Source organism: Photobacterium iliopiscarium (assembly GCF_003026395.1).
Lineage (GTDB): Bacteria > Pseudomonadota > Gammaproteobacteria > Enterobacterales > Vibrionaceae > Photobacterium > Photobacterium iliopiscarium.
The window spans coordinates 113,741-138,095 of record NZ_PYOO01000004.1 but is presented as its reverse complement, the minus strand read 5'-3'; the positions used below and the strand labels follow the sequence as shown (position 1 = coordinate 138,095).

Here is a 24,355-nt window from a genome sequence, read left to right as displayed (position 1 = left end):
AATAATGCTTAGTTGTGATTCAGAAAAGCTTCAAGAAACATTATTAGATCTTCAGCGTACCCAAGAAAGAGAAACTCAATTACGAATAGAGAATGCAGCTATTCTTGAAGGTGTTTCTGCAATGGCTGGCGCTAATAATAAACGACAAGTTTTTAATAGTCTACTCGAAGTATTACGCAAATTCATTGCCTTTGATAATGCTATTGTTTTAACACGTGATGATGAAGCTTCCGATTTACAAGTATTAATGAGTACTGTAATGGCTCTTGATTTAAGCCATTGGCAAGTAGGTAGTACGTTTAATCGTTGTATAAATGGAGAATGTATTGCTTTATATTCACCTAAAGATATTGAAGAATTTAAAAATAAAAGTACTGATTTATTAAATATCTGCCATTCCAGTTTAATTACGGGCGTAAAAATCAGTTCTGGCGATGCCATGATTATTTTAATGAGTAGTGAAAAGGGACATTTCACTTCTAGTTGTCGACGTGTTTTAAATAGATTTAGGCCATTACTTGAACGTGCAATTATTGATATCGATTATCGTGAACGATTACAATCATTAGTAACGGCGCGTACTCAAGAGTTAATTCATAGCCAACAACGATTTAAAGATTTTGCACGTACTGTTGGTGATTGGTTCTGGGAAATTGATACGGATTATAAATTCAGTTATATTTCAGCATCTCAAATTGCTAACCATCTAATAGATAAAGATAATATACTCGATTTCTTTGATGGCAATGAAGATTTTAAGCATAAATTTCGTTCACAATTACAACAAAATAAATCTTTTGAAGATCTAGAATGGCAATTATTCATTGATGAAAAAGAACAATGGCTAAGTTTTAGTGGCACACCTTATTATAATAAACATGGCCTATTACTTGGTTATCGTGGCACAGTAAAAAATATTAGTGTAAGAAAAAAACGATTATTTGATTTACAACAAGCACGTCAACAAGCGGAATCGGCGAATAAAGCCAAATCACAATTTATCGCAATGATGAGCCATGAAATACGGACCCCATTAAATGCAGTGCTGGGATTAATGGACATGCTGTCATCATCAGGATTAAAACACGAACAACAACAATGGTTAGGGCAAATGGAGCAATCAGCACATTTATTGTTAACCATTATCAATGATATCCTCGACTTATCACGGATTGAATCGGGTAGTTTCGAGTTATTTAATAGTAATATAAGCCTTTCTGAGAGTATTTCTTTAGTTAAAAACCAACTTCAACCAGAAGCGAATAAAAAAGGCATTCTATTAGAATGTAATATTTCCGAATTAATTCCAGAATACATTTTTGCAGATAAGAATAGAATCATTCAAATCATGTTTAATCTTATTGGCAATGCTATTAAATTTACCGACATAGGTTCAGTTAAAATAGTTGCTCAAAAAACAGATCATAATATTGAAGTTTCTGTTTTTGATACAGGAATCGGTATTGCAGAAGATGCCCAAGATAATCTCTTTAATCCATTTCATCAGGCTGATGGTAGTATCACGCGTAAATATGGTGGCACAGGATTAGGATTAACAATTAGCCAGTTATTAATTAAAAAAATGAATGGTGAGATTTCGCTTCAAAGTGAATTAGGTGTTGGTAGCTGTTTTAAGATAATATTTCCTATTCGTCCCGCAATCGCTAAAATCATAAACCCAGAAAAGAAAATATCAACACCATTAACGCAATCTTTAAATATATTATTAGCAGAAGATAGCCCAACAAATCAGTTGGTCGCAAAACTAATGTTAGAGCGCCGTGGTCACAGCGTCACCATAACTAATCATGGTGAAGAAGCTGTATTAAAACTGTTACAGTGTCACAAATCGTTTGATTTGGTGTTAATGGACATATCAATGCCAGTTTTAGATGGGTTAGAGGCCACAAAACACATAAGAAAGCTCAATATTAGTATTCCGATCGTTGCTTTAACGGCTAATGCCATGCAAAGTGACCAATTTCTTTACCATCAAGCTGGTATGGATGGCTTTTTAGCTAAACCAATACAACCGGAAGAATTAGACTTATTACTAGAGAAATACCAAAGTTTAAAAACAATCGATAATATTATTTCCCCATAAGTAGTGTTACAAGCAAATATTTTTTGATACTGCCTGCAATATCAGGAATGATAAACAAAACAGAAAGATTTAATGGTTGTCCGTTTTTTGAGCCGTAAGTAATTAACACTTAATTTAAGTACCAAGCAAAATGAACATGTGCGGCAGTATTTAAATTAAGTGTTAATTACCTATTTTATGGTAAATAGACAATACTGTTAAATAGAGCGCTTTTCCTGATAAAGCACAAGATAAGAGAGGAGTGCTTAAACGTAGGTTCATACAATATAGCATCAGATACTGAACATTTAATATCGTATTTAACATAATATACATAATGCGCACTGATGTTGTAGGTCCCATTTAGAAATGTCCGGTTTGAACCCGTTAGAAATGTCATGTTGAACTATCTTCAGATCATAGGTTTTGCTATGAACTGGAATCAATAAATGTTGCTCACTATGACTGAAAATGAATTAAGCCGAATCAACGTTATTCAAGATGTTTGTGATAAACAAATTACTGGTGTTGAAGCTGCCCGTCGACTTAACTTGAGTTGTCGTCAAGTATCACGATTAGTAAAACGCTTTACTCAGTTCGGTGCTGGCGGATTACTTTCACAACAACGCGGCGTGCCAAGTAATCATCGTTATGATGATAATCATAAGCTGCGTATTTTAAATCTCATCCACGAATATTACGCAGACTTCGGACCCACGTTAGCGCGTGAAAAACTGATTGAACGCCACGGCCTTAAAATTGGGTTAGAAACTTTACGTCAATGGATGATCGCTGATGGCCTTTGGGTTCCACATTTCAAACGTAAGCCTTGCGTCTATCAACCTCGTTATCGGCGCGATTGTTATGGTGAGTTAATTCAGATAGATGGTTCACATCATGATTGGTTTGAAGGCCGCAGCGACAAATGTTGTTTGTTGGTTTTCATTGATGATGCTACTGGTAAACTAATGAACTTGCGGTTTAGCGAAACAGAATCTGCGTTTGATTACATGGTGACAACGCGCGAATATGTTGAGCAACATGGCAAGCCTACTGCTTTTTACAGCGATCGACATGCGGTGTTTCATGTCAGTAAACGGGATGCAAAAACAAACCGCATGACTCAGTTTGGTCGTGTATTGCATGAGTTAAACATTGAATTGATTTGCGCAAATAGCTCTCAAGCCAAAGGCCGTGTTGAACGTGCCAATAAAACATTACAAGATCGCTTAGTCAAAGAAATGCGATTGCAACACATTGATAATATTGAACAAGCTAATGTATGGCTCCCCAACTTTATTGCTAATTTTAACCATCGTTTTGCTAAAGCTGCTCAATATCCTAAAGACATGCATCGACCATTACGAGAATCAGTAGATGAATTACATGATATTTTCTCATGGCAAGAACCAAGAAAAGTCTCAAAGTCACTGACATTTCAATACGACAAAGTTATCTATTTGATTGATCCAACCGAAGAAAATCAACGACTTGTGCATCAAGTCGTTAAGGTTCTTGATCGCCCAGATGGCACCATCGCGATCCAATATGGTCACCGAAAATTGGGTTTTAAAGTGTTTGATAAACTCGAAGACGTTGACCAAGGTCAGATAGTTGATAACAAACGTTTGGGTGCAGTATTAAAATTTGCCCAAGCAAAACAGCAACAATATGACCAACAACAAAAGCGTAGTCGCAGTAAAAGCGCCCCTAAACGTACAGCCCAACAACGGGCAATCCGTCAACTTGAAGAAATAAATCCAGTGTTAGTTCACCCAGAACAATTTAGACCGAGCACCAGAAAAAAGCCCTGACTTCCCTACTCTATAATCCATTTTTACCACAATGAACTATCTTAAAAGGAGACATTTTAATCGGGGAATAATGAGGACATTTAAAACTGGGAAAGACAGAGGTTGTAGCCCCCAAGGCAAAGTGTCTCTTTTCTGCAAAGCTAAAATGTCCTGTTTTTCTATAGTGATCAGTATCTGCTGATCAATTTGAGTTAAACAAAATATGTTGGTTACCATGAATGACAAAGAGATATTTCGCTTAGGTACAATTCGTGATGTCTGTGAAAAACGAATCAAACGTAAAGATGCTGCACAGCTTCTTAATGTCAGCGTTCGTCAGGTTCAACGATTAATAACACGCTATCGAGATCTCGGTGCTGTTGGTTTGGTTCATCAACGTCGCGGACAATCACCAGGCAATAAAATTAATGCTGATATGCGTCATCAATGTTTAAATCTCATCCACGAATATTACGCAGACTTCGGACCCACATTGGCACGTGAAAAACTGATTGAACGCCACAGTATTAAAATTGGATTAGAAACCTTACGCCAATGGATGATCGCTGATGGCCTTTGGGTTCCACATTTCAAACGTAAGCCTTGCGTTTATCAACCTCGTTATCGTCGCGATTGTTATGGTGAGTTAATTCAGATAGATGGTTCACATCATGATTGGTTTGAAGGCCGCAGCGACAAATGTTGTTTGTTGGTTTTCATTGATGATGCTACCGGTAAACTAATGAACTTGCGGTTTAGCGAAACAGAATCTGCGTTTGATTACATGGTCACAACACGTGAATATGTTGAGCAACATGGCAAGCCCACTGCTTTTTACAGCGATCGACATGCGGTGTTTCATGTCAATAAACGGGATGCAAAAACAAACCGCATCACTCAGTTTGGTCGTGTATTGCATGACTTAAACATTGAATTGATTTGCGCAAATAGCTCTCAAGCCAAAGGCCGTGTTGAACGTGCCAACAAAACATTACAAGATCGCTTAGTCAAAGAAATGCGATTACAACACATTGATAATATTGAACAAGCTAATGTATGGCTCCCCGACTTTATTGCTGATTTTAACCATCATTTTGCTAAAGCTGCTCAATATCTAAAGACATGCATCGACCATTACAAGAATCAGTAGATAGCACTGTTACAATCCAAGATGGTTACCGAGAATTGATTTTTAAAAGTGTTTGATAAACGATAAAATAACAAACTTCCCTACTCTAATTGCCATATTTTCACAAATGAAGCGCTTTAAGTATATTTGAAATTATTTATATTACTCATACCATAAAGTGATGAATACTACATATGTGAATTAAACATATAAAGTATCAATGCTTTTAATAAAAACACTTAGATTTAAGACGATTACGTATAGATTATCTGTACAGTAGAACAAATATTGTCGTTATGTCATCGTTTTTATGATAGTTATACTTGTTTCACAATTGCATATTTAGTGTTTTTGTATAAAATACTAAGACACTCTATCTATTTTGATATTGTGCATTTGATGACAATTTAGCTATTGTTTTATAGCTAAAACTGATAAATAAGAATAAAAATGAACGATGAAGTAAACGGCGGTTGTAAACGTCTTGGGCGTTTCGATGTTGATTTTGCACGTAGAACCATAACGCGGATTAGTGATGGTGCTTTTATTAAAGCATCACGATCAGAAACTTTAATTTTCACTCTTCTCGCTGAATCAGCTAATAATACAATATATAGAGAAATTCTATTAGCTGAATGTTGGCAAGGGAAAATTGTTACTAATAATTCGTTAACAGTTGCAATTAAAAATTTACGTACAGCTTTTGCAAAAATTGATGAGCATAAAATAATAACGACAGAACCAAAATTAGGCTACTGTATTCGAAAATTAGCACTTATTGATGATGGCTCTCACCCGCCAAAAAAAGAAGTGACCAGTAATGATGATAAAAAATTACATGCTTTAGATGAAGATCAACCGATTATTCTTATTGAGAAAAGCGAAGTTTTAATACAGCAAAAATTAAATAGTACCGTTGTTAAAAAAACGCGATTAAGTAATATTAAGGTTCTTGATATTGTAGTTGGTATTACATTTTTCTTTGTTACATTAATAATTTGTTATCGTTTTTTATTCTTTATTGATAGTACTTCTGTTGAGGGTCTTCCTGTTATTTATAATGGTATAGATTTACCTAAACCAGTACAGAATGCAATATTACAAAATGATAATAGTAGTATAAGCCAATGGTATGCATTTCCTATGAGTAAAGGTTGTAATTATTATCAATTATTTAGTGTAAGTAATGGTCATTTTGTTGATTACTCACCTATGATTAAACAGGAAATTTGTAGTGTTAAATAAAGCGCTTATTGGCATTATTAGTGCTCTTATTTTTGTAGTTCTACAAGCTGTTATTAGCTCCGTTAATACAAAAGCGACATATGAGTTTTCTACAAAAAATAATAATATTGCACAAGATACATTACAGTTAACATTAAATGATGGGCACGCATCAATGTTAATTTCTCGGAAATGTAATACTAATAATTACTCTAGCCACTTTAATGGCGTATTTTTGCGATTTCAAAATCATTATTACTTGTTAGGTATGGAACATATTGATAATAATAATTCGCAATTAATGTTTAGTAGTTTTTTTATGGATTCATTACGTTCAGGCGATGCTATTTATATATCACACTCACCTATTTCTTGTCAGAATAACTATTACTCTGATATTTTATTAGGCAAAAGAGTTATAAATTAAAAATTAAAAGCTATCGAAAGATGGCTTTTTTTTACATACGCAATAAAAGTTATAGTGCGTTAGAATTAAAGGTTTCAGAATATCTATCTTCTTGATATTATTAATAACAAAAGGAGACGTTATGGCAATTACTATTAGAGATATCGATCAGCACTATTATATGATTGAAGCATTAAAATCTCTAACAAAAACAAATGTAACAACAAAAGCATTAATCAACGGTGGTTATTTGGCCGTTGAAATAGGCGAACAATTAGAACAAGAAACTATTCGACGATTAAAAGCCGAAAAAGAACTGGCTGAATTAAAGGAAAAAGTTACTATTTTCATTAAAAGTAAAGAAGCATTAATTAAATCTATTGGATAATAATTACAGCCCAAGAATAAATAACTTGGGCTTATTAATCACGCTTCAATATAACCAATTCATCAAACCCAGTTTGATAGTCATATTCACATTCAAAATTTAAATTATTATATTCAATCATGCAGAGTTCTGCCGTATAAGACACTATACAACCAGGGACTAAATGACCACCATATACCCGCCCTTCTCCATCAGCCACAGATATATGTATATGAACATGCTTAGGCGTCAATGTTCCAGATAGTGATATAATTTCTAATGGCCCATCAAGATGTAATATTTTTTGCTCATTCGCTAATCTGATTTTAGCTTGAGATAAACAACCAACACCTGTTAATAAGGAACCCGATTGTATCTTCTTTAATTGAATAAATTCCAATAGTGAATGACGTAAATCATCCCCTTTTAATAATCGAGTTGCGTAAGGCGTTATCATTTTGAACCTTATTTAAATAAAAAACGCTACCGTTATTGATAGCGTTTTTTGTTTCAAATCCACGTTTATGCTCTTTTTCCACGTTTAGATGTAGACACATTATGAGGAAAAACATTCTTTATACGCTGCTTAACTTTAGTTGGAATGGTATTTGAAAAATCTAATTTGGTAGCAAATCTAGTTTTATATATCTTTACTCGCCCAGAAAATGGGGTTTTATGGGCAATATCTCGACAAGCAGTTTGAAATGCTGTGGGTACTTGTCCTTTTGTCTTAGTAAGGTCGCCATCTTTAAACTCTAATACCATTATGGGTCTATCTTTAAAAACAAGAAAAATCACCACAACAGCCAATAAAAGAACATATTCCATTACACACCCCTAATAATAAACTTCACGTTGAAAGAAAAGCACCAACAACAACATCAAAAAGTATATTACTCAAAAGAATCTGAATTAAGTAGTTGGTTAAGATCATTTTTTAAATTTGAAACGGTCTGACTTGCTTGCTCCGTTCGAGAGCTTTCACTGATCAAATACTCAATAGTATCTGATAATGTCGAACCTAATTCTTGTGACTTTTCAGCTAATTTTTCCCAAACACGGTAATCCAAATCAATGGATTTCTTTTTAGTATGCGTCTGCTCTGAATTAAAATGTCGCTTACGTTTGGCTCTAATGGCTTGTTTTAGTTTATTCTCTAAACTATTCGCCATATTATTATTAATCCACTCAATAACCTTGGTTGGTTCATGTTCAATCGCAAGCAAGGTTTGTATTGCTACGTCAGCTTCACTTTGATCAACAAAGCTTGTTATTGCCTCTCCTTCTTTCCATTTCTTAACCAAATAAGTCCATTTCCAACCTGCTTCAAGGTTCTCAAGTTGCTGATATTTCATAGGATTGATAATTCTCAAACTATTTAAGTTAACTGTTACAGTGTAACTCTTGATCGGTAAAATAACAATCTCTTCTCTTAATATTAAGTTGCCTTAATATTGAAATTTAAATATAGACGATAAGTGTCTATTATGAGCCCTTTGATTGCTTTATACTGCACATCTTTTCACAGTAACAATAGAAATCATAAATTTATGCATGAAGAATCTTGGCGTAACATGTTTCCAGATTACAGCCCGTATCAGCACGTATTAGATCAATATGATGATCTAGAACCTACTCTGGTCGGCATCCTTCAGTCTCGCTTATCAGATGCTATACGCCGCTTCACCGCGATGAATTTACAGCCACGCATTCTACGCATTACGGCTTCCGATAACACGTTATATCGTGATTACATTATTGAATTGCTAAAAAAAAGCATTAACAAATCAAGCAGCAATAATGAAAATACCGTAGAACAGCCAATTATCATTGCTGGTGACAACGTCACTCATGAGAAGTTATTTGGCGCAGTTTATCCGGCTAAAGACGGTGAGACACAACCCCAACGTAAACATGGTTTACTTCATCAAGCACATAACGGCTATCTTGTTTTATCTATTACTGCAATTTTAAGCGATCCAAGCTTATGGCCACAGTTAAAGAATGTTTTGATGAATGGTCAGCTTGAATGGCAACCAATCACCAATAAAAGTCTCTATGAATTGCCCGCGACAGAAACAGTTAACGTTAAGCTTATTATTATAGGTGAACGTTACCTAATGGCTGAACTTGATGCAGCCGAGCCTGATTTAAGTGATGGTATGGCGATGTACGGTGAATTTGAGCAAGATCTATTGCTTAATGAAGCAACGCTAACCGATTACATTAGTTATATTAAAGGTATTAGCCAATACTATAACTTACCCTCTCTTGCTGACTCAGATGCTATTCGTGCTCTGTTATTTGCAGGTGCTCGTCACGCAGAAGATCAAACACGCTTGCCTTTATGTCCATTGTGGCATTTGAATTTACTCTCAGAAGCGTCAGTAGAATCAGAAGGTAATCTAATCACTGCCGGACACATTAAAGCGTCATTAAGAGCAAAAGAATACCGCGAGTCATATTTACCTGAACGTGCTATTGCAGATATTCATCATGGCCAAGTATTAATTGCCACTGAAGGCGAAGAAATTGGTCAGGTCAATGGTTTAACCGTTGTTGAAATGCCAGGCCATCCAAGTGCTTATGGTGAGCCTGCTCGTATTTCATGTGTGGTCCATTTTGGTGATGGTGATATTACTGACGTTGAACGAAAAGTTGAACTTGGTGGTAATATTCACGCGAAAGGCATGATGATTATGCAAGCCTTTGTTGCAACAGCACTCGATTTAGATCAAGCGCTTCCCTACTCAGCATCAATTGTCTTTGAACAATCTTATTCAGAAGTCGATGGTGATAGTGCATCGTTAGCTGAACTTTGTGCATTAGTGTCGGCGTTGTCATTTCAACCCATTAATCAAGAAATTGCAGTCACAGGTGCTGTCGATCAATTTGGTCGTGTACAGGCTGTTGGCGGCATTAATCAAAAGATTGAAGGTTTCTATAAGGTTTGTGTTCATCGCGGCCTTACTGGTAACCAAGGTGTGATTTTACCGCATACTAACTTATCAAGTCTTTGCCTAAATGATGAAGTGATTGAAGCTATTAAAGCAAAACAATTCCATATCTGGGCGGTGAGTAATGTTGATGAAGCGATTCCTCGTCTTACAAATAAAGTCTTCCGCAGTGAAAATGAAGATGATGAAACAATCCTCTCTTTAATTGAAGAACGCATCGATTATTTCCACCATGGCGACCTTTCTGATCAGATTGGTATTATGAATCGACTTCGATTAATGATTTCCAACTGGTTGGGCCAGAACTGATCCGAGTTGTTTAGCGTACACGTGTAAGCTAAATTGCTTGCATACTTTTGAAGGAGTAAATGATTCTAATGACACGCCAGAATTCTTATACACACGAAGAACTAGTTGCATGTGGTAAAAGCGAGCTATACGGTCCTGAATTTCCATCATTACCAGTAGACAATATGCTGATGATTGACCGTGTAGTTAATATCTCTGCTGAAGGTGGAGACCACGGCAAAGGGTTTATCCATGCGGAATTAGATATCAATCCTGACCTATGGTTTTTTAATTGCCACTTTATTGGTGATCCAGTAATGCCCGGTTGTCTTGGCCTAGATGCTATGTGGCAACTTGTTGGCTTCTTCCTTGGTTGGTCTGGTGGTGAAGGTAAAGGCCGTGCACTGGGTGTTGGTGAAGTTAAATTTACAGGCCAAGTACTACCAACCGCTAAAAAAGTAACTTACGACATTCAACTTAAACGTGTTATTAACCGTAAACTTATTATGGGTGTTGCTGATGGCCGTGTACTTGTAGACGGTAAAGAGATCTATGTTGCTAAAGATCTTAAAGTAGGTTTATTCAAAGATACCGACAACTTTTAATTCGATTAGAAACTAAAACATTAAAGCCCTGAAGTCTTCTTCAGGGCTTTTTTTTACCTATTTTAGGGGCATAAATAATCTTTAATCTCATTTTAAGTCCACCAGCCATCACCTCAAAAAATATAACCACTCACACACTGTGTTTAAACCTAATGCTTGCTAATTTAAAACCCATAAAGCAAACACAGAAAATAGATAGCTTTTTATGCAACACTGATAAACACCATTGCAATGAAATGATGGCAATAATAACTTACGTAATAAAAAGCCCCTTCTCCTAAGGGGCGTCAGAAAGGTTAACCATGAGGGAGGTTATCTTATTTATAGAGACCTTGTTGCATTTCCTCTCTTGCGTCTCGCCAACCGCCAAGCCAATTCGTACGGGCATCTGTTCCATTATATGGACAATCTTCTGTAGAACGGCCATTCAAACCGGCTTGATAACCTCGAGCTTGTGCGCGTTCTAAACGATCCCGCTTTTGTCTCTTCATAGTTCGATCCTCATCCTTATCTGTTTGGTACTTTTTATTACAATAAAGTAATAACGGAGTGTTATATCAGCTCCCTTTTAAAAATGGGTCAGATTTTGAAATTGATCAAGTTTAAAAACAAAACGGGCCCACAAATTGTGAGCCCGTTATGATTAAATAATTTAATTAATAAATTATTTTCTTCTTCTGAAACCAATAAAACCTAACGCTGTCAAAGCTAAAATACCAAGTGAACCACCAGAACGCTTCAAAGGTTCATCTTCATCTTTTACACGTGCTTGAATATCATTAGCTGTTGCATTTGCATTAGGCACTAGCTTAACGATGACACGTTGCTCAGTACCATTACAGTGTGCAAGATTACTAAGGTTCTCATAGCCACCTTGACAATAATAAGCTGTCGCAGCAATCACACCTGCATCATTAACGCCAGTTGCATCTAAAATACGGTATGAGTTTGCTACAGAACCCGCGCCAGCATTTGGATCATTGGTTAGATCATCAAGCATCCACGCTTTATTGGGAGCAAGTACAACGTCACCATTGGCATTCTTAATCACAGAATTATTTGTCATATAAGTAAATGCACGATGACGAGCTTCTTTACCGCTACTCGCTTCAATATCAACCCAGCCTACAACTTGATCATTATCATTGACTGCTGCTGCATTACTGTTTGAATCTTTAAAGAAAATAGTCGGAGCTAGATCATCAAAGAACTGCGCTTTACTTTGTCCTGCTTTGTAAACAAATGCACGTTGTGGTTTCTCACCATTACCTTTTGCATCACCTACAATCACAGACTTACTATTAACGCCATTTGCAATAGTGTAAGTAAAGTCACGATCATCACCAGGCTTAATATCTAATCCAGGTATTAAAGTGCGTGTCCATGACGTTAAATCAGCCGATTTCGCAGTAAAGTATGCTGCTTGCATCGCATAGTAATCATCTCTAACATCTGCCGTTGAATAACCAACAGCAATGGGATCACCATTCGTATCTAATGCTACTGCTTGTGCTGATGCTTGGAATGATAGTGAATCATTGTCTTTATCAATAACAGCTAAACCATCACGATTATCACCGCTTCCCGCAGAAATAGCATGAGATGTTACAGTGCCATCAGTATCCACCAGCCAATATGCAGCTTCGTTTGCAAACGTACTAAATTGACATTCCCAATTCGCATACAGATTATCAGAGGCATTAGTCGCACACTGCTTCATTGTTTTAAAATTAAGCGGGTGTGACCCATTATTTAGGATGTCATCAGAACTTGGTAATTTATTCTCGTCTTCACGATCTTTACCATTACTATCTTTAGCAAAAAAACTTGCCGCATAAGATGATGAACCAACAACAAGTAGCTTATCGTTTTTCATAACAACAGCATCATTTGCTAGTGTCTGTCCCATATTAGAAACAAGCACATTTGATGTTGTTACAGGTGCTAATTGAACAGACTGACCATTTGTATTAACAAAACCACGCTTTTCAAACGCTCTAGGCATGCCAGATGCATTTTTAAATAGTGATGATGACGTAATACCATAAACAAAATCAGTCCCTACAGTGCCCTTTACAAGAGTATCTGTAGTGTTTGCAATAATATCACCAAGATTGGCTTTTTGAGTACCGCCATAGTTTGCAACATCAGTCGCAAAAGTATTTACAGGCGCACCATTAACTAAACCTTGAGCATTAGAATGATAGCCATTAACCCAAGCCGCTTGTTTTTTCTGTAAGCCACCTACGCCTTGACCATTCCATTCGTCATCATCAGTATAATTAAGACCAAAAAATTGACTCTCGGACCAAACATCACAGGTACCATAACCTAAATTATTATCGCAATAGCGTCGCAATTCATATTGACTCACGACCTCTTGGCTATTTTCATTATACGGTGTGACGTCTGCAATCGGTGTACCTTCTGTACCACGACGCGCAACACCTGTTACAGTGTAATCATCAGCAACACAATCAGTACCGGTAAAACAGTTAGCATTCTCAGCTGATGGCTTAATCCCAGTACTTGATACAGTGATCGGCGTACTGTTTGCGTTAGCTTGAGCTTCTGCAAAATAATCTTGACTCGCGAGTTGCTTAACACCTGCACTATCAGCATTTGCAACAGGCACAACAGTATATACAGCAGCACTCGCTTGTGACGCACCGGCAATTAAAATAGCAAGTGTAGAAAGCTTTAATATCTTATGTGGCATTAGGATTCCTTTTACATCGCGTCCAGCTCTTCCCATCGTTCAAATGCAACTTCAAATTCTGCTTCAAGCTTAGTTAAAGCTGTTAGCGTCGCTTGAGTATCATTCTTCGGATCCGAGAAGAACGCAGGATCATTAACGAGTGCCTGCAATTTTGCGATTTCATTTTCTAAGTCTTCAATTTTTTTCGGTAAAGCAGCTAACTCATGTTGAAGTGTAAAAGATAGCTTCTTACCTACGCGTTTTGGTGTTTCTTGTTGCTGCTTTTGTTCTTGTTCTGCTTTTTTCTTTTTTGCTAATTCAATTTGAGCTGCCTGCTCTTTCGCTTGATTAGCATAAGAATTTGCACGCTGAGATTGGGCATCATGGTAACCGCCAACGTATTCGTTAACAACACCATCGCCTTCAAAAATCCAGCTTGTAGTCACAGTATTATCAACAAATTGACGATCGTGACTTACTAAAAGCAATGTCCCTTGATAATTGGCAAGAATATCTTCCAAAAGTTCCAATGTTTCGATATCTAGATCGTTTGTTGGTTCATCGAGAACCAATAAGTTATTTGGTTTAAGGAACAATTTCGCCAATAGTAGACGGTTTTTCTCACCACCAGACAATGCTTTAACCGGTGTACGAGCACGACGTGGGTGGAATAAGAAATCTTGTAGGTAACCTAATGCATGGCGTGTTTTACCATTAATGGTTACTTCTTGCTTACCATCAGCAAGGTTATCGATTACTGTTTTTTCTGGATCTAGAATTTCACGATATTGGTCAAAGTAAGCAACTTCTAATTTAGTACCACAATGGAAATCACCACCGGTTACTTGCAGTTGATCAAGCATGACCTTGATTAGCGTACTCTTACCACAACCATTCGCGCCAATTAATGCGATACGATCGCCACGCATTACGTTAAAGCTAAAATCATTAACAATTGGCTTATTACCGTAACTATAACTGATGTTTTTCGCTTCAAAGACAATCTTACCTGAACGGTTCGCATCTTGTAGCTGCATATCGGCTTTACCAACAACGTCACGACGATCGCTACGTTCGTTACGTAATTCTTTCAATGCACGAACACGACCTTCATTACGCGTACGACGGGCTTTAACACCTTGACGGATCCACACTTCTTCTTGTGCGAGTTTCTTATCAAATAATGAGTTTTGCTCTGCTTCAACACGTAGCATCTCTTCTTTGCCATCAAGGTAACCTTCGTAGTCACCAGGGAAAGACGTTAATTGGCCACGATCAAGATCGACAATGCGTGTTGCCATTGAACGAATAAATGCACGGTCGTGAGAAATAAAGATGATTGAACCACGGAAGTCTTTTAGGAAACCTTCTAGCCATTCAATGGTTGTTACATCAAGGTGGTTCGTTGGCTCATCCAATAATAGGATATCTGGATTACACACTAGTGCACGAGCAAGTGCGGCTTTACGCTGCCAACCACCAGAGAGATCTGTTAATAATACAGTTGGTTCAAGTTTTAAACTTTCTAATACTGCGGCAATACGTGTATCAAGCTGCCAACCATTATGATGGTCTACTTGTTCTTGAATACGCGCTAGCTTATTAATATTTGCTTCACTTGGATCTTCTGTCACTAAATCTAACTGATGATGGTATTCACGTAATACACGACCAGCATCAGCAAGACCTTCAGCAACATAGTCAAAGACTGAGCCTTCAGCATTACGTGGTGGATCTTGTTCTAAGCGTGAAACCACCAGCTCGTTTTGACGTTGAACGCTGCCATCATCAAGTAATACTTCACCAGCAATTACTTTCATTAACGTTGATTTACCTGCACCATTACGGCCCACTAAACACACACGTTCATGAGAATGAAGAAGAAATTCTGCTTTATCAAGTAATGCATGATCGCCATAGGCTAGTTGAGCATTACTGATTTTAATTAGTGCCATCTTATTTTAACCAAGCTTATAAGTAGTTAACCATGCTGCTAACCTATTTCGGTCAAATGGCCAATGAAGTTCTGGCGCCGACATAGTGAGATCATCATGATTTGGAATTGAGAGTACGGGAGTAGTTACACCGTAACGAGAAAATAAAGCATCATTAACAGTAATATCAACAATGCTTACTTGATGCTGCACTTCCATCTCCACCAGCAAACCATAAGCTTGCTCGCAGAGATGACATCCTTGTGTGCTATAAAGTGTGATTAACACTTAGTCTTCCTTGTGGGTAATAATCCAACAGTTATGGATTTGCTTATTTTTAGCGAAATCAATTGGTAAGGTCTTATCTGAAATATTCTTCGCTTGTAGGCCAAGTTCAGTCAGTTTTTCAAGATCCATCTTGAAATGACGCTTGTTGTTAGAAAATATAATTTGTCCTTCTGGACGTAACATACGTTTTAGATTTTCCATCAACATGATGTGATCACGTTCAATGTCAAACGTCTGCTTCATACGCTTAGAGTTTGAGAACGTTGGTGGATCGATAAAGATCAGATCAAACGTATCATCAACTTCTTGTAACCATTGCAGACAGTCAGCTTGAACAAACTCATGTTGATCACCTACTTGGTTATTAAGCTCCATGTTCTCTTGAGCCCAACGCAAGTAAGTATTCGACATATCAACTGTTGTTGTTGATTTAGCGCCACCTACTGCTGCATGAACCGTTGCAGAACCAGTATAAGCAAACAAGTTAAGGAAATCTTTACCTGCTGCCATTTGACCAATCATACGACGCGTAATGCGGTGATCTAAGAATAGACCTGTATCAAGGTAGTCATAAAGATTTACTTTAAACTTAATACCGTATTCATCCACTGTCATGTGACGTTCTGCACTTGATAGCTTTTGATATTGATTACGGCCTTTTTGACGTTCACGCACTTTTAAAATAACTTTATTTGGCTCAACGCCTGTTACTTCAATCGTGGCACGTAATACATCCATAATACGACGACGTGCTGTTTCTTCAGAAACCGTCTTTGGTGCTGCGTATTCTTGAATGATGAGGTAATCATTGTATTTATCGATAGCGGCATTGTAGTTAGGTAAATCCGCATCATAAATACGGTAACAATCCACGCCTTCACGCTTAGCCCATTTACCTAACTTAGCGATGTTTTTCTTTAAGCGGTTAGCAAAATCAGGAGCAACGTCTTCTTGAACGATAACGCCTTCTTCTTCGCCTTCTTCTTTCTTAACACTACCCGAAGTAATTAAGTATGTTTTAAGTACACAATCAAGAGCACCATTACTTAATTTAAATTGTTTATCTGCACGCATACGCATACAACTTAGCAATTCATTAGAGCCAGAGTAGATAGCCGCAACTGAACCTTCAAAGGCAAGTTTCAAACGGTTACCAAACTCTTTATACAATGAGATAAGTTCAGATGTTGTTCCTAAACGCTCACCGTAAGGAGGGTTACAAAGAATGATGCCTGTTTCAAATCCTTCTGGGCGAATCAGTTGTGTTGCATCACCGTAGGCAAAATCAATCAAACCTTTAACACCAGCACGACCCGCATTATCACGAGCAATCGCTAATACACGTTGATCCATTTCACGACCAAAGAATTTTGTCGTTACTTTTGAAGGACCACGACGCGCTTTCACTGTCGCTTCAGCATGAATCTCTAACCATGCTTCTTTGTCAAAGTCTTTAATTGACTCAAAGCCCCAACGCTTACGTTTAAGGCCGGGTGCAATATCAGCCGCTATCATTGCAGCTTCAATGACTAACGTACCAGAACCACACATTGGATCTAACAATGCAGTTTCTGGTGTCCAGCCACTTTTCATCACTAATGCAGCAGCATGTGTTTCACGTAATGGCGCACGACCGGCTTCACTACGGTAGCCACGTTGGTGTAAACCGCTACCAGCCATATCTAGGCCAAGAATACCTTTCTCACCAGAAAGACGCATATGAATACGTAGATCTGGATTTTCACGATCGATATTTGGGCGACGAAGATCAGCTTTAGTAAAGCGGTCAACAATCGCATCTTTGATTTTCATTGCGCCGTATTGGCTATTACGGATTTCACGGTTAGTACCATTGAAATCAACCACAATACGCGTATTGCTATCAAAGTGGCTCATCCAATTAATTGCCGTTGCACCTAAGTATAAGTCCATATCATCACGGACATTAAACTCACTCAACACTTGGATGATTCGAGATGAAATACGTGTCCATAGACAGCAACGATAAGCCATTGCTTGATCGGCTTTAAAACGGACACCGGCATGCACAACTTGAATATCTTGTGCACCTAATTGTTCTAGTTCATCCGCAAGCAAGTTTTCTAGGCCGCGGGAAGTAATCGCTAAATATTGATTCATGGCGTTCTTTTCACACTAATATTGCGTCGAATTATAACTGAAATCACATTAAATACCTCGTTTTTACCACAATCAATTTGTTAATTAGATGAAAAAAACAGCCTTTGATAACTGATAGGCCTTTCAACCCCCTTTTTTGAACACAAATCCAGCGCATCTTTTTACTAGCAAATCATTCGTTCTATCACAAACACCATTAGCGCCACATGGAAACAATATGGCTCAATTTAACGATTTATGTTTAATAAAAACACCTTACAATACATTATCCTCACACAGAGACAATATTTAACATTTTGATTATAAAAGAAATAATCAACCAAGCATCTTCAATTCACCATAAAACCAAGGTTAATACAAAGCAGAAACCCCCCTTAAAATCATTAATTGGAATAATTGGAATAATTAAGCGCACTATTTTTAGACAACAGACTTAGTGTCTTTGAAATAAGGAAATTAACAGATAAATAATAAGGTTATTCGTAGCAATAAAGGGATGTTATTTAAGTATATCCATCTCTATATTGCTTATTTTTCAGACTACAATGATCATTTTTTTGAGATAGATCACACAGCTATTGATACTAATATCACTTTTTTGGCGCAATTTAATCAAAACCACCAGCAAACTAACAAGGTCATCGATGAAATAAGAACAAGGCTAAATAGTGAGAGATACCAGTCAATATGGCGATATTAAGAAATGATGGCTTGCAGCTAGAACGGTATAGCCATTCATTAATCTACAACAAACCAAACCAAGCTAATAACCGTGATAAAAATGTAAACAAAGCAGGGACAATAGAAAAATAGGAATAGGATCACATTATTATAGAAGATAGATGATGAAGTGATGAAGTGATGAAGTGATGAAGTGATGAAGTGATGAAGTGATGAAGTGATGAAGTGATGAAGTATTTTAAAACAACTCACTAGAGAAGATAGAGAATAACGAAAATACTATTCCTTACCCTACTAAAGCAAAGTTGATGGGCTTAGTGCCTAAATAGGATGTCATTCGATTATTCATTACACGGATCGTATCAGAAAAATTCATTACCTTATTATTATCTAATGCTATTGGCGTCACATCAGCTAACATACAAAGACTTGAATTGCCGTCATTTTCAACAACAATAAAACGAGCACGGCCATGATCCGTTTGTAACATAACAACTTCACCCCAATGAGGATCAGCCCCCACTTGCGGCGTAAAAAACCAACTTTTGGTCATCATCGGTTTTTGAAAACGATACGTAGCAACAGCATTTAATGCCAATTCAGATTTACGAGCATCAGAGAGTGTTAATGCATCCATCCCTTCTTTAAACGCTTGGTAAGCAGCAACATCCGTTACCGTAAAGACTTGCTTTGATATTGACCGAGCTTCTTCAACTAATTTTTTTGTTGGTATAGAAACACAAAATAATAATTCATTGCCAAGCTCAAGCATCAACATATTGCGCTTTATATCAAACCGCCAGTACCAAGAATTATCTGGATTTAGCATAGCTCCCTCGCTCTCTTACTCTATATCAACAATTATAGATAAAATTTTACTTCACAGATGACAAATTAAAAGGGGAAAAATGAGAGAGATAATCTTTTCTTAATTGTGTAGTTTTATTATTTTTTAATTCATAGCAATAAAAAAACCAAATTGAATGCATGATCCAATTTGGCTTATCAATAATAATTGTATGATGAACTTAACCGTTTATATTAAAGACCGTTAACAATGTCTTTAACTAAACGTGGTCCGTGGTAAATAAAGCCCGTATAGACTTGAACTAATTGCGCACCGGCTTGAATTTTTTCACGCGCAGAGACTGCTGAATCAATACCACCGACACCAATAATTGGTAATGCACCATTAAGGGCAATCGCCATTTTACGGATAACGTCAGTACTCTTATTTTGTAATGGACGACCACTTAAGCCTCCCATTTCATCACAATGATCCATGCCTTCAACCAAGGTACGATCCAATGTGGTATTCGTACCAATAACGCCATCAATATTATGACGAATAAGAGATTCACAAACCTGAACAATTTCATCATCATCAAGATCAGGGGCAATCTTAAGAGCTAACGGAACATACTTACCATGTAATTCAGCAAGCTCGATTTGTTTTTGTTTTAGCTGTGATAATAGATCATCTAATGCTTCGCCATATTGTAGCGAACGTAATCCCGGTGTGTTTGGTGAGGAGATGTTAACCGCAATATAGCCAGCGTACTGATAGACCTTTTCCATACAGATTAAATAGTCTTCAGCACCCTTTTCAATAGGTGTGTCTTTATTTTTACCGATGTTAATACCAATAACACCGTCATAAGTCGATTTCTTGACATTCTCAACAAGTTTATCGACACCTAAATTATTAAAACCAAAACGGTTAATAATACCTTCAGCAGGAATTAAACGAAATAAACGCGGTTTATCATTACCCAACTGAGGACGTGGCGTCACAGTACCAACTTCAATAAAACCAAACCCCATAGCGCCAAATGCATCAATACATTCGCCATTCTTATCTAGGCCAGCGGCTAGACCAACAGGATTTTTAAACGTAATACCCATAACTTCAACAGGACGTTCAGGAACATGTTGACGATAGAAGAAATCAAGAGGAGTGCCAGTAAAGCGAGAAAAGTTTTGAATAGCGAGGTCGTGTGCTTTTTCTGCATCCAGCTGGAAAATAGCGGATCGTGCGATGCGATATAACATTATAACTCCATTAAAAATCCCGTGTAAACGGGGTGGTATTATTCACAGTTACAAGGCTAAATACAATCCCTATTTGTTTGATTATTATCAATAAAACATAGACTTATATTTTATATCAATATTTACAATGAGTTATAAGTAGAGTTTATTTCAAATAATAACAACAAAAAGCAAACGTTTTCGTATAGTTCAGAAAAGCAACTCATTTAAGAACATTAACCTTACATAATAGTTACCTATTAATACATCCCATTTACGCTAAACATAAAACCCCAATGCTTTAACCCTTAACGTTAAAAGATGTAGATAAAATATTCAGTAAACGGATGGTGTATTACTGCTATAGCTATTATTTTAAAGCCGCTATTCTCATTAATAACTGCGAACGCATCCTCTCTTTTATTTTAATTTTGATTTTATTTTTTCATGATAAATCATAACAATATAAATAATGATGGCATTCTATGGGCGGCAAACAATGGCGGCGTCGTCAAATAGCATGCAATATCATTATCTGAGCCATTTTTAATAACCTATAAAATAAAGCAAAAATAAGCATTAAAGGCGTTCAATTGTCTCAAATTTATTATCCTTATTAACCATGACACGGAATTTTCCTGTAATACCGGCATGAGTTAGAAAACCTCGTAGTCTTATTGCAGGAAGTTGAAGCTTTAAGCCAGTATCAGTTAAAACCACCATATTACTGGCAGCACCCGCATAGTGTTGCAAAAAAAGAGTGTAACTAATATTAATGGTAAACGTAAAACTGCGCATCGCTAATCCCCCATTCGTTGTTATATAAATCTTTAAAACAAATAAGATAAAATAAAAGCCAGTGACTATTATCAATCAGTCACTGGCTTTCGCTTACACTCACGTTAAAACATCAATCACTTATTTTTGAACAAGTGTTTTTTGTACTTTTTCAAACAAGTCTTTAGCCAAATTATCCATAGCGGCTAACTTTTCAAGTTGCTCACGCATCAGTTGTTGACGGTTAGCATCGTATTGGCGAAGTTTAAGTAAAGGCTCAATCAAACGTGCCGCTACTTGTGGATTGCTGGTGTTTAGAATCGTTAATATTTCAGTTAAAAATGCATAACCAGAACCGTCTTTTGCATGGAAATGTACTGGGTTATTAGCACTGAAACCCGCCACTAAGCTACGAGTACGGTTAGGGTTTTTCAGGCTAAATGTTGGATGGTTCATAGTCTGGCGCACATTTGCTAATGCATCAGCCGCAGGATTGGTGCCTTGCAGCATAAACCACTTATCCATCACTAAACCATCGTGGCTCCACTTGTCGCTAAAATCAGCCATTTGTTCTGCACGACAAGCAAGTTCAGCATTATTAGCAGCCGACATTGCAGCCATCGTATCTGTCATGTTGTCAGCCACTTTATATTGCGCAGCAACTAATGCATTACCTTGCGCTGTATATGCTAGGTATGACAAACATTTATTACGCAGTGCGCGTTGTGCCATTGCCGCATGATCTAAGCTATAACTATCTTGCGTTAAGCTGTGATAAATCGCACTAAACTCATCTTCCATTTCAGAAGCAAGTAATTGGGTAAATGCCCCTACAACTTGATTGATCGCATCAACGTCAACCGTGGTATACCAACCTGCAATTTCATTCTCACTCGGCAGCGTTAGCATTTCGGCAATGAAAGCGGGATCAAGGTTTTCGTCCAGTAATGCGCCACGGAACGCATCAACTACAGCATCAGGTAACGTTACACTGTGACCTTGTTGTACTTGTTCAACATTTTGACGAATATATTTAGCCAATAGCATCTGACCCGCATCCCAACGAGCAAATTCATTTGATGCATTAACCATTAAGAAAATTAACTCATCGTCTGTGTAGTTATATTCTAAAATAACAGGCGCAGAGAATTCACGTAGCATTGAGATAACAGGCAGTTCTTCAACATTATCAAATACAAATGTTTGCTCGGCTTCTTTTACATCAAGTACGTTATGTACTGTTTCGCCATTGATTTGTAAGGCAATCACTTCACCTTTGCTATTGTATAGTTCAATATCAAACGGAATATGCAGTGGCTGCTTTTCAACTTGCTCGGCTGTTGGTAGCGTTTGCTGCTTAATAGTGACAGCGTAACTCTTCGCTGATGCATCATAAACGGTTGAGACACTAACAACAGGTGTACCTGCTTGACTGTACCAACGACGGAAACGGCTTAAATCAATCCCAGAAGCGTCTTCCATTGCTTGTGCGAAATCATCACAGGTTGCTGCTGTACCATCATGGCGATCAAAGTATAGCTTCATACCTGCTTGGAAATTTTCTTCACCCAATAAGGTATGCAGCATACGGATCACTTCACTGCCCTTTTCATACACGGTTAAGGTATAGAAGTTATTCATCTGAATGACTTTTTCAGGACGAATTGGATGTGACATTGGACCACGATCTTCAGCAAATTGAGGACCACGTACAATACGTACATTAGCAATACGATTAACAGGTCGAGAGCCTAAATCTGAAGAAAACTCTTGATCACGGAAAACCGTTAAGCCTTCTTTTAAGCTTAATTGGAACCAATCACGACAAGTAACACGGTTGCCTGTCCAGTTGTGGAAATATTCATGACCGATAACCGCTTCAATGCCTTGATAATCAGTATCTGTTGCCGTGTTTGGATTTGCTAATACGAATTTAGAGTTAAAGACATTCAAGCCTTTATTCTCCATCGCACCCATATTGAAGAAATCAACTGCTACAATCATGTAGATATCAAGATCGTATTCAAGACCGAAACGCTCTTCATCCCACTTCATTGAGTTCTTTAATGATGCCATTGCATAATCAGCACGATCAAGATTGCCTTTATCGACAAAAATCTCTAACGCAACATCACGTCCACTCATGGTAGTGAATGTATCACGCAATACATCAAAATCACCCGCAACAAGTGCAAATAAGTACGATGGTTTTGGGAATGGGTCTTGCCATTGAACCCAATGGCGACCGTTGTCAAGGTCACCTTCTGCAATGCGATTACCATTACTTAGCATGTATGGGAAAGCGGCTTTGTCTGCAATAATTTTGGTAGTAAAACGCGCTAAAACATCTGGGCGATCTAAATAGAACGTAATACGGCGGAAACCTTCTGCTTCACACTGTGTACAAAAACCACCACCTGACTTATATAGACCTTCAAGTAGCGTATTCGCTTCAGGATTAATTTCAGTCGTGATTGCCAATTCAAAATCAGCAGGAAGGTTTGCCAACGTTAAATGACCTGACTGCTGGTGGTAATCTGACCACGCTTGGCCATTCACACTCACACTGATCAATGTTAAATCATCACCATCTAACACTAATTCAGCATTTGTTTGATCGCTCATTCGTACAACATGACTAACGGCAACAACTGTTGTTTTGGTATCATGAAGGTCAAATGTCAGATCGATATCCGTAATGGTGTAATCAGGCGAGCGATAGTCTGAACGATATTTTGCCGCAGGTTGAGTCACAGTAGAATGTTCTGTCATTATTTTTATATCCTTTATGATTGCTCACATGCTGTATGCACGAGCCACCGATTAATGTTGACTGTTATATAATAATATTGTGTCACCAATAACACTTTTCAAGCATAACTTAACCGACAATATTCATTATCACGAACGTAATCGTTTTCGTATTTTATACGTCATACACGTTGAGATGATTAA

Annotated in this window: 19 protein-coding genes and 1 pseudogene; 8 read left to right on the top strand and 12 right to left on the bottom strand. The window is 37.3% G+C overall.

All coding sequences use genetic code 11. The features are described from left to right. The first annotated feature begins 4 nt into the window (after positions 1 to 4). From C9J51_RS08300 to C9J51_RS08275, 6 genes and pseudogenes are all read left to right on the top strand, one after another. Positions 5 to 2,104: an ATP-binding protein gene (locus C9J51_RS08300; protein ID WP_107274960.1), complete on the top strand. Its 2,100-nt coding sequence runs from the start codon at positions 5 to 7 to the stop codon at positions 2,102 to 2,104. A 440-nt stretch (positions 2,105 to 2,544) separates the two neighbouring features. Beyond that, on the top strand, positions 2,545 to 3,897 hold the full coding sequence (locus C9J51_RS08295; protein ID WP_107274985.1) for an ISNCY family transposase: 1,353 nt from the start codon (positions 2,545 to 2,547) through the stop codon (positions 3,895 to 3,897). 214 nt (positions 3,898 to 4,111) lie between these two features. Further along, a pseudogene (locus tag C9J51_RS08290) lies at positions 4,112 to 5,028 on the top strand (ISNCY family transposase); the annotation flags it as partial. Positions 5,029 to 5,455: 427 nt separating this feature from the next. Beyond that, positions 5,456 to 6,250, top strand: a complete 795-nt coding sequence (locus C9J51_RS08285; RefSeq protein WP_107237035.1) for a winged helix-turn-helix domain-containing protein — start codon at positions 5,456 to 5,458, stop codon at positions 6,248 to 6,250. Then, positions 6,240 to 6,656 (top strand): hypothetical protein, encoded by a 417-nt coding sequence (locus C9J51_RS08280; RefSeq protein WP_045040743.1) that lies wholly within the window; start codon positions 6,240 to 6,242, stop codon positions 6,654 to 6,656. Before C9J51_RS08285 ends, C9J51_RS08280 begins: the two co-directional genes overlap by 11 nt. 121 nt (positions 6,657 to 6,777) lie before the next feature. Next, complete coding sequence (locus C9J51_RS08275; protein ID WP_045038295.1) at positions 6,778 to 7,023, top strand: hypothetical protein; 246 nt, start codon at positions 6,778 to 6,780, stop codon at positions 7,021 to 7,023. 34 nt (positions 7,024 to 7,057) lie between these two features. Here C9J51_RS08275 and C9J51_RS08270 read toward each other — a convergent pair whose 3' ends face one another. From C9J51_RS08270 to matP, 3 genes are all read right to left on the bottom strand, one after another. Beyond that, positions 7,058 to 7,459: a PPC domain-containing DNA-binding protein gene (locus C9J51_RS08270; RefSeq protein WP_045040742.1), complete on the bottom strand. Its 402-nt coding sequence runs from the start codon at positions 7,457 to 7,459 to the stop codon at positions 7,058 to 7,060. Between the two features lie 65 nt (positions 7,460 to 7,524). Continuing rightward, positions 7,525 to 7,830, bottom strand: a complete 306-nt coding sequence (locus tag C9J51_RS08265; RefSeq protein WP_045040741.1) for a DUF3634 family protein — start codon at positions 7,828 to 7,830, stop codon at positions 7,525 to 7,527. Between the two features lie 65 nt (positions 7,831 to 7,895). Then, positions 7,896 to 8,357: a macrodomain Ter protein MatP gene (matP, locus tag C9J51_RS08260; protein ID WP_045038292.1), complete on the bottom strand. Its 462-nt coding sequence runs from the start codon at positions 8,355 to 8,357 to the stop codon at positions 7,896 to 7,898. Positions 8,358 to 8,552: 195 nt separating this feature from the next. Here matP and C9J51_RS08255 point away from each other — a divergent pair, with 195 nt between their 5' ends. Continuing rightward, positions 8,553 to 10,268: an AAA family ATPase gene (locus tag C9J51_RS08255; RefSeq protein ID WP_045038291.1), complete on the top strand. Its 1,716-nt coding sequence runs from the start codon at positions 8,553 to 8,555 to the stop codon at positions 10,266 to 10,268. A 68-nt stretch (positions 10,269 to 10,336) separates the two neighbouring features. Next, on the top strand, positions 10,337 to 10,852 hold the full coding sequence (gene fabA, locus C9J51_RS08250) for a 3-hydroxyacyl-[acyl-carrier-protein] dehydratase FabA (protein ID WP_045029019.1): 516 nt from the start codon (positions 10,337 to 10,339) through the stop codon (positions 10,850 to 10,852). A gap of 317 nt (positions 10,853 to 11,169) precedes the next feature. On the opposite strand, the gene rmf is transcribed toward fabA, so the two are convergent. From rmf to pepN, 9 genes are all read right to left on the bottom strand, one after another. Beyond that, complete coding sequence (rmf, locus tag C9J51_RS08245) at positions 11,170 to 11,343, bottom strand: ribosome modulation factor (protein ID WP_045029021.1); 174 nt, start codon at positions 11,341 to 11,343, stop codon at positions 11,170 to 11,172. Positions 11,344 to 11,516: 173 nt separating this feature from the next. Continuing rightward, positions 11,517 to 13,571 (bottom strand): DUF3466 family protein, encoded by a 2,055-nt coding sequence (locus C9J51_RS08240; RefSeq protein WP_045040740.1) that lies wholly within the window; start codon positions 13,569 to 13,571, stop codon positions 11,517 to 11,519. Between the two features lie 11 nt (positions 13,572 to 13,582). Then, positions 13,583 to 15,505 (bottom strand): ATP-binding cassette ATPase Uup, encoded by a 1,923-nt coding sequence (gene uup, locus C9J51_RS08235; protein ID WP_045040739.1) that lies wholly within the window; start codon positions 15,503 to 15,505, stop codon positions 13,583 to 13,585. Positions 15,506 to 15,511: 6 nt separating this feature from the next. Then, positions 15,512 to 15,772, bottom strand: a complete 261-nt coding sequence (locus C9J51_RS08230) for a glutaredoxin family protein (protein WP_045040738.1) — start codon at positions 15,770 to 15,772, stop codon at positions 15,512 to 15,514. After that, complete coding sequence (gene rlmKL / locus C9J51_RS08225; protein WP_045040737.1) at positions 15,773 to 17,911, bottom strand: bifunctional 23S rRNA (guanine(2069)-N(7))-methyltransferase RlmK/23S rRNA (guanine(2445)-N(2))-methyltransferase RlmL; 2,139 nt, start codon at positions 17,909 to 17,911, stop codon at positions 15,773 to 15,775. A gap of 967 nt (positions 17,912 to 18,878) precedes the next feature. Next, positions 18,879 to 19,421, bottom strand: coding sequence for a cell division protein ZapC (locus C9J51_RS08220; RefSeq protein WP_045040736.1), 543 nt, complete (start codon positions 19,419 to 19,421; stop codon positions 18,879 to 18,881). A gap of 212 nt (positions 19,422 to 19,633) precedes the next feature. Then, complete coding sequence (gene pyrD, locus C9J51_RS08215) at positions 19,634 to 20,644, bottom strand: quinone-dependent dihydroorotate dehydrogenase (protein ID WP_045038284.1); 1,011 nt, start codon at positions 20,642 to 20,644, stop codon at positions 19,634 to 19,636. A 558-nt stretch (positions 20,645 to 21,202) separates the two neighbouring features. Further along, positions 21,203 to 21,421 (bottom strand): DUF2835 domain-containing protein, encoded by a 219-nt coding sequence (locus C9J51_RS08210; protein WP_045038283.1) that lies wholly within the window; start codon positions 21,419 to 21,421, stop codon positions 21,203 to 21,205. A 120-nt stretch (positions 21,422 to 21,541) separates the two neighbouring features. Continuing rightward, complete coding sequence (pepN, locus tag C9J51_RS08205; protein WP_045040735.1) at positions 21,542 to 24,172, bottom strand: aminopeptidase N; 2,631 nt, start codon at positions 24,170 to 24,172, stop codon at positions 21,542 to 21,544. Positions 24,173 to 24,355: the final 183 nt, after the last annotated feature.